The organism is Chamaesiphon sp. OTE_75_metabat_556 (genome assembly GCF_031378165.1).
Classification (GTDB): domain Bacteria; phylum Cyanobacteriota; class Cyanobacteriia; order Cyanobacteriales; family Chamaesiphonaceae; genus Chamaesiphon.
Genome location: NZ_JANNDR010000204.1, coordinates 1 through 12,791, shown reverse-complemented (window position 1 = coordinate 12,791; position 12,791 = coordinate 1). Strand labels below are relative to the sequence as shown.

Sequence of the window (12,791 nt, the reverse complement as noted above, 5' to 3'; positions counted from 1 at the left end):
CTTTAGAGAAGATCTCAAAATTTGGGGTAGGGGCAATTCATGAATTGCCCCTACCCCAAATTTTGGGATCGTTTCATGTCTTAAAACAGCAATGCAAAATAATCGATCGAGCCAAATATCGCTCCTAATATCTAGAAACCCGACCTCAAAGAAGTCGGGTTTCTATTTAGTTTCTAGGTAATTATTCAGGCATCTAGATTTGCGACATCACCGCTCTAGCCGCTGCGAGAGTGCGATCGATATCTTCCTCCGTATGCGCCAGTGAAGTAAATCCAGCCTCAAACTGTGATGGTGCTAGATAGATCCCCTGCTCCAACATCCCCCGATGGAAGCGACCGAATTTAGTCACGTCCGAATGCTTGGCGTCCTCAAAATTGTGAACCGGCCCTTCACAGAAAAATAGCCCAAACATCCCACTGATATTCCCCCCACAAGCTGCATGTCCAGTGTCGCTGGCAATTTGCAGCAAGCCGTCGATTAACCGTTTAGTGATTTTATCTAGGTACTCATAAGCACCAGGCTTTTGGAGCAATTCTAGCGTTTTAATTCCCGCTGTCATGGCCAATGGGTTGCCCGAGAGCGTCCCGGCTTGGTACATTGGCCCTGCTGGTGCGACCATTGACATGATCTCCTTGCGGCCGCCATAGGCACCAACGGGTAAACCACCACCGATGACTTTGCCCATCGTTGTCAGATCGGGGGTGACGCCGAATCTCTGCTGCGCACCCCCATAGGAAATGCGGAAACCAGTCATCACTTCGTCGAAAACCAACAGTGCGCCATATTCTTGGGTAATCAACCGCAAGCCTTCGAGGAACCCCGCATCGGGGACGATAAAGCCCGCATTTCCGACTACAGGTTCGAGAATTACTCCCGAAATACTGTCGGGATTGGCCGCAAACAGCTCTTTGACTGCTTCTAAATCGTTGTAAGGTGCGGTCAGGGTATCGGCGGTCGTCGATTTGGGGACGCCAGGGGAATCGGGCAAACCGAGCGTAGCGACACCAGAACCAGCTTTGACCAAGAACATGTCGGCATGTCCGTGGTAACAGCCTTCAAATTTGATAATCTTATCGCGTCCGGTAAAGGCACGCATCAGCCGCAGGACAGCCATACAAGCTTCGGTACCGGAATTGACAAATCGCACCATTTCGACGCTGGGAACGGCATTGATCACCATTTCGGCGAGGACGTTTTCCAGGTAGCAGGGCGCACCGAAACTAGTCCCTTTAGCCAGGGCGTCATGCAAGGCGGCGATTACTTCGGGATGGGCATGTCCGCAGATTGCAGGTCCCCAACTACCGACATAATCGATATACTGATTGCCATCTACGTCCCAGACATAGGCATCTTTAACGCGATCGAAGACGATGGGTTGGCCGCCGACTGATTTAAATGCCCGCACGGGGGAGTTGACCCCACCGGGCATCAGTTTCTGAGCCGCAGCAAATATTTCTTCGGATTTTGTAGTTTTCAAATTAGATGTAGAAACCAATTTTTTCTCCCAAAGGTTATAAAGCTGATTTTAAGAACATTCTAACTTAAAGGCGATCGAGACTATAGTAATTTTAGTAGAGTTGACCCGATTACCCAAGACCTACATCACAACATTGTTGCGATCTTGATCGATAGCGGAGATATCTGGGTAAGCAAAGATGATGGCAGTAACGATCGATTCGGTATTGGGGTTGGATTCAGATCGATCGCCCCAAACAGCAATAATGATAATAACGATCGACCGATGACATCATGACTCACTACCAAAAAATGCTGACGATCCCCAGCACGCCTAAATCTTTTGTCAACATCACTTCCCAAGTCAAGAGCATTGTCGCCGACTCAAACATTGCAACCGGATTATGTACGTTATTTTTACGTCACACATCAGCAAGTTTAGTCATTCAAGAAAATGCCGATCCTGATGTCCTCATTGATTTGGCTGACTTCTTGGCGAAGTTAGTGCCTGAAGGTGACAAATATATTCATTCAGCCGAAGGTGCCGATGATATGCCCGCACATATCCGCACCGCCCTGACGCATACTTCCGAACAAATCCCGATTATGCGCGGCAACTTGGTGCTGGGTACTTGGCAGGGCATTTATCTATGGGAGCATCGTCAACATCGCTACAATCGCGAGTTGGTAGTCCATATCAGTGGAGATTGAGCAGGGCTAATTATGAGAAAGGATCGCTCATTTTTGAGCTGCCAGGATGGCTGATAATTCTTCCCGCAATGAAGGCAGCACATAGCCTAATTCGATCGCTTTAGTACTATCGAGCGAAACGTCTGCCGCACGGGGAGCCGCCATCACCAAGTCCTGTTGATAGATCGGCGATAACAAGGATCGATCGAACCCAAATACATCTGCCATGAGCAGCCCAAACTCATAACGAGAAATCCGTTCGCAACCGCCTAAATTCAGAATGCCTGGGGACATTTGTAACGCCATTAATAAGCCTTGAGCCGCAGTTGTGGCACCTACGGGTGTCCGAAACTCATCGACAAATAGCTGCAAACTTTGTCCCGCGCTTAACGATTTCAGCCACGGTTGGATAAAACTCATGGCGGTTGAGGGGGCATTGCCAAACATCAATGGCATCCGACAGATGACGGCTCGATCGCATGTCGCTAAAATCGCGCACTCGGCGGCTACCTTCTGCTCGCCATAGATATTAATCGGCGAGACTGGATCTGTCTCTAGATAAGGTGCTTGGGTGCCATCAAAGACTAGATCGGTAGAGGTAAATACCAATGGAATTTTGGCCGCAGCACAGATTTGGGCGAGTGACTGGGAGGCGATGACATTAATGCGATGAGACACCTCTGGCTGTTGCTGACAAAAGTTCGGATTGGACGCCGCCGCTGTATGAATAATGGCATCCGGTGCGATCCGATCGATCGCTGCTGTGACTCGATCGATATCGGTGAGATCGACTTGATGTAGCGTGACACTAGCAATCTCGATCGGCTGTTGGTGATAAAAACCATGAGTTTCCCATTGCGTTCGGGCTATCTGAGCGAGATTCCAGCCCAAAAAGCCACTAGCACCAGTAATTAGTAATTTCTGCACGATCGGAAGACTAGTAAATAGTTGGCAGCTTTCGGCTGGTTCGGTTATCGCACCAGCCGGACGGGATTGAGATTTTTGTATACTAATATTAAGGAGAATTTAGCTCCAGAGGTTAGAAAAGTTAAGATATTAGGGAATAGTGTAATGAAAGTTAACTTTTTCGGTCAATAATTATCATAATACCCACTAAATTAAGAGTTTAAGAGGCAGCTTTACAACGTGAGTCAGCAACAACTTGCCCAACTGCGGCGTTACGATCCCCAAGCGATTGCTAGTTATTATCATCGACGGCCGTGGCTGGTTGTCTGGAGGGCATTAACGATCGTCTGGTTGTTTGCAGGATTCCTGATTGGGGTGCTACTCGATCAATCGGTGGGTAACACCGACGCTAATAAATATCAACGTGCCGAGCAGTTGCGCGAGATCCTGACCCAGTTGGGGCCAACGTATATTAAAGTCGGACAATCGCTCTCGACGCGACCGGATTTAGTTAGGCAAGATTTTCTAGATGAACTAATCAAACTCCAAGACCAACTCCCACCTTTTGATAATGAGTTGGCAATGCAAATTATCGAATCGCAGCTCAAGCGATCGGTCGATGAATTATACAAAGAAATTTCACCACGTCCAGTGGCGGCAGCAAGTTTAGGCCAAGTTTATAAAGCGAGATTGTATAGCGGTGAAGAAGTTGCCGTGAAAGTGCAACGTCCAAATTTATTGCCGATAATTACCTGCGATCTATACTTAATGCGGTGGGCGGCAACTTGGATCAAGCCATTTTTACCATTGAATTTGGGTGATAATTTGACGATTGTCGTCGATGAATTTGGCACGAAGTTATTTGAAGAAATTGATTATCAAAATGAAGGGCGGAATGCCGAGAAATTCGCAGCAAACTTTCATGACGATCCGACGGTTAAAGTACCATTAATTTATTGGAGATACAGCAGTCAGACAGTACTCACGCTAGAGTGGATCGATGGTATCAAGTTAACAGATCTAGAAGGCATCAGAAGAGCTGGACTCGATCGAGATCTTCTGATTAAGGCTGGCGTAACCTCAGGAATGAGACAGCTATTAGAATTTGGATTCTTTCACGCAGATCCCCATCCTGGCAATTTATTTGCGATGGCGGATGGACGCATGGCATTTATTGATTTTGGGATGATGGATCAACTCACCCAACATACTAAAGAAACGATTGCCGGATCGGTCGTTCATCTGATCAATAAGGATTACCTATCTCTCACAGATGATTTCGTCAAACTGGGATTTTTAACTCCCGACATCGATATTTCTCCGATCATTCCAGCTCTTGAAAAAGTCCTGGGTAATGCCATGGGTGAAAGCGTTGGCAACTTTAATTTCAAAACCGTTACCGATGAATTTTCGGGGTTGATGTTTGAATACCCCTTCCGGATTCCCGCTCAATTTTCTTTGATTATTCGTTCGCTCGTTACTCAAGAGGGGGTAGCACTTAGCCTCAATCCAGATTTTAAGATTGTGGAAATTGGTTATCCATATGTCGCACAGCGATTACTTAATAGCGAAACTCCCGAAATGCGGCGACGGTTAATCGAAGTAATCATCAAAGATGGTAAATTGCAGTGGCAACGCCTGGAAAATATGATTGGCATCGCCCGCAGCGATCGCAATTTCGATCTATTACCTACCGCCCAATTAGGATTCCAGTTCTTGATGTCCGAAGAAGGTCGATCGTTACGCAATCAACTGATCATGGCACTGACTGAAGATAATCGCTTGCATCTGAGTGAAGTGCAACAATTATGGAATTTAGTTAAAGGCGAACTCGAACCAGCTAAGTTATTAAATTTAGCATTTGGTGCTTTAGCTAATAATGTTCCCAAAACAATTGGCAATATTTCGACGGCTGGTGTTAATTCTCTCATCGGTTCGCTGGCGAATTCAATTAAATAAAAATTAATCGATAGCCAATACATAAAGACTAGTAAAAGCAGAGATCTGAGGGCACCCACAAGCGGCGTTTTTATGTCTAGGGTTTCCCCCGAACAAAAAAATGACAAGACGGGGCACCCCTACACAATTAACCTGTAGGTTGCCCCTTGTGGGTACCCTGAATCTGTGCCGCTGGCAATCCCGATTCTGATCGTTTCCCAACATCCAATCCCTAATTGCTCATTGACATGTCAGATTTGGTTTTATTTTGGCATCGCAGCGATCTCCGGATCTCCGATAGTATTGGTTTAGCTCAAGCTGCTGCAACCAAGGTTAGAGTAGCTGGGTTATTTTGTTTCGATCGAGCGATTCTTGCTAATGAGAGTGTTGCCCCCGCCAGAGTTGCTTACCTAGTCGGCTGCTTGAAATCGCTAGCGGAAGATTATCGCCAAGCTGGGAGCCAACTGCTATTTGTCGAAGGCGATCCTGTCGAAAAAATTCCGCAACTAGCAACTACTCTCAAGGCTAAAGCTGTCTATTGGCATCTCGATGTCGAACCATATTCACAAACTCGTGACGAGCGCGTCGCCACAGCTTTAAAACAACGCCAGATTGCCGTCCATACCAATTGGGATCGACTGCTACACGATCCCACCGAAATTAGAACGGGCAATCAGCAGCCTTATACCGTGTACACACCATTTTGGCGCAACTGGATCGGTCGATCGAAACCTGCACCAGTGAGAGTAATTCTACCTAAAAGTGCATTAACCGCCACCGAACTTCAGGATTTGCAGCAAGTACCGACGATCGATCTCCCGACTGCCACAGCGTTAGGATTTACGTGGGATAAGCCACTCACCTTAGAGCCAAGTACTAGTGCAGCAGAACGAGAATTAGCTGCATTTTGCCAGCGATCGATCGGTGAATATGACGAACAACGTAATTATCCCGCAATCGTTGGTACATCGGGATTAAGTGCTGCCCTGAAATTTGGAACGATCGGGATTCGGACTGTCTGGGCGGCAACAATAGCAGCACTAAATGCAGCCAGCAGCGATGAAACCCGTGCGGGGGTTACGACTTGGCAGCAAGAACTCGCATGGCGAGAGTTTTACCAACAGGCGATGTATCATTTCCCAAGTCTCGCTCAGGGGGCTTATCGAGAACCCTTCAAGCACTTTCCCTGGCAAAACGATGAAACTCAGTTTCAAGCCTGGTGTGAGGGCAAAACGGGCTATCCGATCGTCGATGCAGCCATGCGCCAACTCAATCAAACTGGCTGGATGCACAATCGTTGTCGGATGATTGTCGCTAGCTTTCTCACCAAGGATTTGATTATTAACTGGCAGTGGGGGGAAAAATACTTCATGCAAACTCTCATCGATGGCGATTTATCCGCCAATAATGGCGGCTGGCAATGGAGCGCATCGAGCGGCATGGACCCCAAACCATTGCGAATTTTCAATCCTTATACCCAAGCCCAAAAATTCGATCGCGAGGGCGACTATATCCGCCAATGGGTGCCAGAATTGAAATCGATCAATACAAAACTCATCCTCAGTGGTGATATCTTACCCCTCACTCGTCATCAAATCGGCTATCCCCTGCCGATCGTCGATCACAATGTGCAGCAACGGTTGTTTAAAGAGTTATACGCTAGCGTTAAGGGTGCTTCGCAAGAGGCAGGCTGATGTGTGGGTGTGTAAAATCCTAGAGTTGCTGGGGCTGCTGATGTGGCAAGATGAGAGAGTTGGATTATATGAATATTGTTAGCAATGCAAATGGGCAAAAATTCTATACTGCGCCGCTGGCGGCACTGGCTCCAGACGGGAGTAGTCGCGGTGCTGCTGCTCACACTTTCGGCGGGGATTAGTGCCGCAACTCTGTTACCGTCTGGAAATGCAATTACCGACGGACAGGCCATTTTGCGCTATGCACTCCCGATCGACAATAAACCAGTGCGGGATCTCCAAAACAGTTTGGAAGATATTTCCAATCATTTGCGCGGCAAGCAGTGGAGTACGATTAATAGCGATGTCAAGAAAGCAGCCGTAGTAGTCAAAACACAGCAAGCTGATATCCTCAAAAGTGTACCCGAAGCTAAACAAGCGCAAGCCCAAACGCTGATAACTGAAATTCAAACTAATATCGAAGCATTGGCACTAGCGACAGCAGCTAAGGATAAGCCGCAGGTGCAAGCTGTCCGTGCTGAGGCATTAGCCAAAATTGGCACGCTCGAAGCGACGATGGTGACGGATTTCCCTTACACAGTACCTTCAGAATATAGTAATCTACCGCAGCTTCAAGGTCGCGCGACGATCTCCCTCAAGACAACCAAAGGTGATATCAACCTGACTGTCGATGGCTATAGCGCGCCAGTGACGGCGGGTAACTTTGTCGATCTCGTCAATCGCGGTTTTTATAACGATCTCGCCTTCACCCGTGCCGAAAATGATTATGTCCTGCAAATTGGCGATCCGCCAGGTGCAGAAGTCGGCTTCATCGATCCCAAAACCAAAAAATATCGAGCGGTACCATTAGAAGTAATGGTCAAAGGCGATAAAGAGCCAATGTATGGGATTACGATGGAAGATGCCGGACGCTTCCGTGAAGAACCCGTGTTACCGTTTTCGTCCTATGGTGCTCTAGCCATGGCACGTCCCGAGAACGATCCCAATGGTGGTTCGTCACAATTTTTCTTCTTTCTGTTCGAGCCAGAGTTGACTCCAGCAGGACGAAATCTCCTCGATGGACGTTACACGGTGTTCGGTTACGTAACTTCGGGACAGGAAGTGCTCGGACAACTCAAAGCTAACGATAAAATTGTGTCTGCCAAGGTGATTGAAGGGGCAGATTTGTTGAAGGTATAGGTTTATATAGGCGCAGGTTCGATTTTGCACATCTTCAGCAATCGGGAGGAGCGATCTTAATCTAGATCGCCCCTCCCGATTGCTGAATTGGTATTGCTGATTTGGGTTAGGTGATTCGTTTTGACAACAAATACTGGATATCCCAAAGAATATCCAATCGAGTGAGAGATCGATTAATCTGGTTGTTTCTTGGGGAATTTGGGGAGATCGATCTTGACGGTTGTTTTGTCGATCCCGCGTTGCGGCTGACGATCGACGACGATCGATGGCCAATTTGGGGCGGATTTGGCGATCGGTTCGGTGAGTGCGGTGCTTTCTTTATCGACAGTATCTGATGACAGCGGTGCCTGGGCGATCGGATCTAATGTGGTCTGAATCCGATTGTTGGCAGTTACTCTGTCTTGCAAGATCGCTTCGCGCCAGTCGATCGGGTTGGGTGCTGGTGTGGCAGCGGTAATGGTCGTCTTGGCTAGAGTGGGTGCTGATGGCATCCATCTGGAGTCCCGTTGTTCGGGTAGCTGGAGCGTTGCTACAGGCGGTGCTGGGTCAATTTCGGCGATCGAGAGATCGGCATCGGACATGGCAATTTCGAGGTCTGAGTCGGCAACACTTTCCTCCCGCTGTGGCGCGGCTGGATTGCTGGCGAGATCGCGATCGTGGGCTAATTGTGCAGCAGCAATAGTTTCAGTCGATGTGTTACCGAAGATCGGCTCGAAATCTGCCCTTGTTGACTGCTGTTCACTGACGCTGGGATCTGAGAAGCTCGGACTTGGAGCATCTTTAGTCACCGCAGCAGCTTGCAGTTTGAGGCGACGATGGAGTTCGAGGGCGACTTGTTCGGTTTTGGTTAATTTTTGCGCTTGCTGTTGATATTTTTGACGGAGTTCTTCATGTTCTGCTTCGATCTGGGGGACGACCGTTTGCACGATTTCTAGTTGCTGGGAGAGGGTTTCGATCAGCGTTTGTTGGCGTTGACCGATTTGGTGAGAACTCTCTAGTTGCGAGAAGAGCGCACCGACGCGATCGCGTGCCACGTTCAGTTCATCTTGTTGTTGCAAGATGGTAATTTCATGCGCCTGATTTGCTTCTTGCTGATTGTGAAGTGTCTGTTTGGCAGAGGCGAGCGATTGTTCCAATCTGGCAATTTCTTCGACTAGTTGGCGGTTGATTTGCCGCAAATTGCTAACTACTGTCAACCAATCAGTCCGATCGTGTTGAGCGGCTACTGTGGTATAGACGGTTTCGATCGATTGGTCTGCTGTGGCTTGCGAATCAGGCTGTGGTGCTGCTGGGGACATGGCAGGATTGATAGGTAGTGGTGGTAGATGGCGAGGGAAGTCCTAATCTAATCTGGTGACTGTAGTTGGATCTGATTAATTGCTTCACTCAGCAAGTCCTTGTGCGCGATCGATTTTTGGCGGATCGTTTGCAGCGATTGGGAACTCAATGCAGTTCCAGTTTCCAGATGTTGTTGCCAAGCTTGAGTTATTGTAGCTGCATCTGTGGGAATATCGGCCAATTCCCAGCCAGGAAGATCGATTTCTGTCATTAGTTTACTCACTTTTGGGTCGTAACTAATCGCCCAGCATTTACACCCCTCGGCTGCGGCCATGATCAGGCTGTGATACCGCATCCCGATCGCCAGATCGACGCCTTGAAATAGACCTTTGAGTTGTTTGGGGTCGGTCAGCGTGACTACTTGACTATTATCGGTCAGTTCGGATTGAATCTGTCGTGCCAGATCCAGATCTGTAGTCGGTTGAAAGGGTACGAGCAAAATATGGCTGCCAGTAGCGGCTTGTAAGTCCACTAAGGCAGTAGTTAGTGTCTCCAAGCGTTCATTTGTCAATTTGGGATGCGATCGCAAGGTGACGGCGATTTTGGGGCTGGGAATACTGGCAATTGCGGGTACGGGTGTCGCCGCCATACTCCACACGGGATCGGGAGCCATGACGCAATCTAGTTCCCAGGATGCCAATAATGCCGCTGAAGCTGGATCGCGGACGCTCAGAGCCATGCAATTACTAAATGCTTGTTTGGCAATCCACCGCGTCAGCGGCTGATCGACAGGGCCGATACCTTGAGCGATCGCGATCGTTTTCAGTCCGAACTGGCGGGCTAAACCCATTAGCCCACCGTAATAAATCGAATTCCGCAGACTGGTGGCATCTTGAATCAGGCTGCCGCCACCTAAAATCAATACTTGGGATTCTTTGAGGGCACGGACGACCGAGCCGCTATTCATCCGATCGTAACTTTTGACGCCATAGCTTTTGGCGGTAGCGCGGGGCGTGGCGGACAATACTAATGGCTTCACCTGTGGCGGCAACATTTCCAGCATCGACACCAGCAAGGCTTCATCACCACCATTACCTTTGCCGTAATAACCACACAGCACAGCCTGGATCTCAGTCATTTGGTCGCACACCCGATCGATACCTTAGGGATATTTTACACGGATCGGCTCGTTGTCAAGACTCGTTGTCCTCTGGACTGCCTTCGGCAATCGCTTAGACGGGGTGATTGCGGCTTAAATGTTAGTGACATGATGGATTGACTCGTATGTGCAGGGAAATCATCTAAAATGTAAAGCCTGAAGATTTAAACATTAAATAAATGGTGAGATAATATGCGTACATATGATTTCATGTATATCTCAATCAGATAGGGAGCAACACAGTTTTTATTATTTTTTCACATGAAAAGCTCCTCACAAGCCATTGATATGGGGAGTGTGGCGATCGAGACTATTTTATCTTCGAGAATTATGGAAGCTGAGATGCGCCCCATCGTTTACCAGCAGTAGAAATGGCCACAAGCAATATCGATCGGCGGCTATATTTCTGCAGATAAAAATTCATACTTATAATCAGCAATGACTACTCAAGAAATTTTCAAAGAAGACGAACAAAATTTTCAGAATCTAGTGAATCAACTAAAGGAAATCGAGAAAACATCCTTTAGCGGTAACTTAATTATTCAAGTTCCGTCTACTCAGAGCTGGATGATATCATTTTCGTCCGGATATTTGAGCCAAGTTCATGGTGGCATAGATCCTGAGCATCGCTGGCAGCGAAATTTAGAAATTGCACATCTCAATTTACCACTCGATTCATCAATAAATGAAGACGATCTAAATACAGCTAAAGATACTAATACGATCGCGCAACAATCGGCAGTACTAGAGGTGCTATTTGATATTATTCAATATGTGCAATTCAATAACAATCAGCTTTCTTATCAACTCATCCCGGTTGGTAGCTATGCGTTAAGAGCAAATACTAGCTTACCATTACTTAAAACTAGAACGATCCTCGCTCAAGTGCTTTTTAATTGGCAGGAGTGGAGTAATGCAGGATTAGGTAATTACTTTCCTGGCAAATTCGTGAATACCAGCTTAACTGAACCGATCTTAATGAGTATTGAAGATCGAGGTTTGCGAACACTTTTATTATCAATCGATGGCAGTCAATCTCTGAGGAATTTAGCTATTCGCCATCACAAACATATTCTGGAGTTTACTCAACCTTTATTATCGCTCATTCAAAAAAACATAATTTTCTTTTCCGATCTAGTAATTTATAATTCGACTGAAATTGAAAATACAAGCGGACAGGAAAGATTGGATGAGTCACCAGCAGCCCTAACAACAGAGTCGAAAATAGCCGGCATCGCAACCGATCGATTACCCATAAATTCACAGCCACTAATCGCTTGTATCGATGATGAACTATCGGTTTATGAAAGCTTGGAACAAATTCTAACTCAGCATGGGTATAGATCCTTTGGGGTACAAGACCCACGCCGGATTATTACTGCCCTAATTCAAAACAAGCCCGATCTGATTTTCTTGGATTTGATTATGCCAGCGATTAATGGATACGAGATCTGTGAAAAAATTCGGAAAATATCATCGCTCAAAAATGTCCCGATCGTGATTCTCTCTTCCAGAGATGGTTCATTCGAGCGCGAACGCGCCGAATTAAGTGGTGCTAACGGATTTCTAGGTAAACCAATTCGCTCGACTTCAGTTCTAGAAGTACTGAATAGATATGTTCAGATGAGTAATAGTTGACACTCCCCGCTCTAGAGAGACGGTGTTTTGCGGCTATCGGACATCTTCCGATAATCAGCGATGCTTACTGATTTCAAATTATCAGGTTAGGGGTTTTGACGATCGACGTCGATCGATAGCTAGATATCAGTCAACCAATGCAGCATGACTGAGACAATTTTTTACGAGCATTTCCAGACGCGCCAGCCCCAAAGTGCCACACCGATCGCGGGTAATAATAGTAAATTGAGTACTGGTGATTCGGGCACCCGCATTAATTTTAAGCCCTGGGAGTCGATCGACTGAATCTCAAAACTAGCCTCAACCTTTTTGCTTTCCAGAATCATCGGCATCGAAAAAGGCCGACCGATGCTTGGCGTACCGACAATTAATGATTTTTGCAGTTGCGGATTTTTGAGAACTGTCCCCACATTAGTTTTTTTGAGATCGCTGGTTTGGATGCGATTTTTGGCGATCGCGGTAATATTCAAGCTCGCTCGATAGCCCTCAACCAAGATGCATCGACCTGGCTGAAGCTGGATATAGGCACTAGGACTAGCTGTTGACGAACTAATTCGCGCAAACACCAAATAGTTGGGATATTTATTTAAGTTGGCGATTTTCACACAATACTGAAAATTTTGAGTAGTCCCAGTCTGTGCTTGGATATCTGCCAATAGCAATGCCTGATTTGAGATTGACATGAGTTTACAAGTTGGCTCTCCTGTACTTAGGGTGATAATTTAAACTTATTCAAATGATCGGAGCGGAGCGGAGATTATTTAAATAAGCAAGCCAACAGTTTTTCTCTCATCGATTTGAAACTAGTAAAACCGTAACTTTGGTGGAGAATTAACTTAATTCTAGTATTAATA

10 protein-coding genes are annotated in these 12,791 nt (G+C 46.8%); 5 read left to right on the top strand and 5 right to left on the bottom strand.

The window, feature by feature from the left end:
- Positions 1 to 193 precede the first annotated feature (193 nt).
- Complete coding sequence (hemL, locus tag RMO27_RS08415; protein WP_309731272.1) at positions 194 to 1,495, bottom strand: glutamate-1-semialdehyde 2,1-aminomutase; 1,302 nt, start codon at positions 1,493 to 1,495, stop codon at positions 194 to 196.
- A gap of 254 nt (positions 1,496 to 1,749) precedes the next feature.
- Between hemL and RMO27_RS08410 the strand changes: the two genes are divergently transcribed.
- Positions 1,750 to 2,166: a secondary thiamine-phosphate synthase enzyme YjbQ gene (locus RMO27_RS08410; RefSeq protein WP_309731270.1), complete on the top strand. Its 417-nt coding sequence runs from the start codon at positions 1,750 to 1,752 to the stop codon at positions 2,164 to 2,166.
- Positions 2,167 to 2,193: 27 nt separating this feature from the next.
- Here the strand turns inward: RMO27_RS08410 and RMO27_RS08405 are convergent, their stop codons facing one another.
- Positions 2,194 to 3,072: an NAD(P)-dependent oxidoreductase gene (locus tag RMO27_RS08405; protein ID WP_309731266.1), complete on the bottom strand. Its 879-nt coding sequence runs from the start codon at positions 3,070 to 3,072 to the stop codon at positions 2,194 to 2,196.
- Between the two features lie 219 nt (positions 3,073 to 3,291).
- On the opposite strand from RMO27_RS08405, the gene RMO27_RS08400 reads away from it, so the two are divergent.
- From RMO27_RS08400 to RMO27_RS08390, 3 genes are all read left to right on the top strand, one after another.
- Entirely contained in the window at positions 3,292 to 5,010 is a 1,719-nt protein-coding gene (locus RMO27_RS08400; protein ID WP_309731263.1) for an AarF/ABC1/UbiB kinase family protein, read from the top strand.
- A 227-nt stretch (positions 5,011 to 5,237) separates the two neighbouring features.
- Positions 5,238 to 6,683 carry an FAD-binding domain-containing protein gene (locus RMO27_RS08395; protein WP_309731261.1) on the top strand — a complete coding sequence of 482 codons (1,446 nt, stop codon included), beginning with the start codon at positions 5,238 to 5,240 and terminating at the stop codon, positions 6,681 to 6,683.
- An 84-nt stretch (positions 6,684 to 6,767) separates the two neighbouring features.
- Positions 6,768 to 7,862, top strand: coding sequence for a peptidylprolyl isomerase (locus RMO27_RS08390; RefSeq protein ID WP_396133642.1), 1,095 nt, complete (start codon positions 6,768 to 6,770; stop codon positions 7,860 to 7,862).
- Positions 7,863 to 8,035: 173 nt separating this feature from the next.
- Here RMO27_RS08390 and RMO27_RS08385 read toward each other — a convergent pair whose 3' ends face one another.
- Positions 8,036 to 9,160, bottom strand: coding sequence for a hypothetical protein (locus RMO27_RS08385; protein ID WP_309731256.1), 1,125 nt, complete (start codon positions 9,158 to 9,160; stop codon positions 8,036 to 8,038).
- 47 nt (positions 9,161 to 9,207) lie between these two features.
- Positions 9,208 to 10,278: a polysaccharide pyruvyl transferase CsaB gene (csaB, locus tag RMO27_RS08380; RefSeq protein ID WP_309731254.1), complete on the bottom strand. Its 1,071-nt coding sequence runs from the start codon at positions 10,276 to 10,278 to the stop codon at positions 9,208 to 9,210.
- Positions 10,279 to 10,737: 459 nt separating this feature from the next.
- Between csaB and RMO27_RS08375 the strand changes: the two genes are divergently transcribed.
- Positions 10,738 to 11,937, top strand: coding sequence for a response regulator (locus tag RMO27_RS08375; RefSeq protein ID WP_309731252.1), 1,200 nt, complete (start codon positions 10,738 to 10,740; stop codon positions 11,935 to 11,937).
- Positions 11,938 to 12,098: 161 nt separating this feature from the next.
- Here the strand turns inward: RMO27_RS08375 and RMO27_RS08370 are convergent, their stop codons facing one another.
- Entirely contained in the window at positions 12,099 to 12,620 is a 522-nt protein-coding gene (locus RMO27_RS08370; protein WP_309731250.1) for a hypothetical protein, read from the bottom strand.
- Positions 12,621 to 12,791: the final 171 nt, after the last annotated feature.

What these genes read in the sequence shown, in the direction of transcription:
- csaB (WP_309731254.1), bottom strand. Translation starts at nt 10,278, where the DNA reads ATGACTGAGATCCAGGCTGTGCTGTGTGGTTATTACGGCAAAGGTAAT.
- RMO27_RS08385 (WP_309731256.1), bottom strand. Translation starts at nt 9,160, where the DNA reads ATGTCCCCAGCAGCACCACAGCCTGATTCGCAAGCCACAGCAGACCAA.
- RMO27_RS08375 (WP_309731252.1), top strand. Translation starts at nt 10,738, where the DNA reads ATGACTACTCAAGAAATTTTCAAAGAAGACGAACAAAATTTTCAGAAT.
- RMO27_RS08410 (WP_309731270.1), top strand. Translation starts at nt 1,750, where the DNA reads ATGACTCACTACCAAAAAATGCTGACGATCCCCAGCACGCCTAAATCT.
- RMO27_RS08395 (WP_309731261.1), top strand. Translation starts at nt 5,238, where the DNA reads ATGTCAGATTTGGTTTTATTTTGGCATCGCAGCGATCTCCGGATCTCC.
- RMO27_RS08390 (WP_396133642.1), top strand. Translation starts at nt 6,768, where the DNA reads ATGCAAATGGGCAAAAATTCTATACTGCGCCGCTGGCGGCACTGGCTC.
- RMO27_RS08370 (WP_309731250.1), bottom strand. Translation starts at nt 12,620, where the DNA reads ATGTCAATCTCAAATCAGGCATTGCTATTGGCAGATATCCAAGCACAG.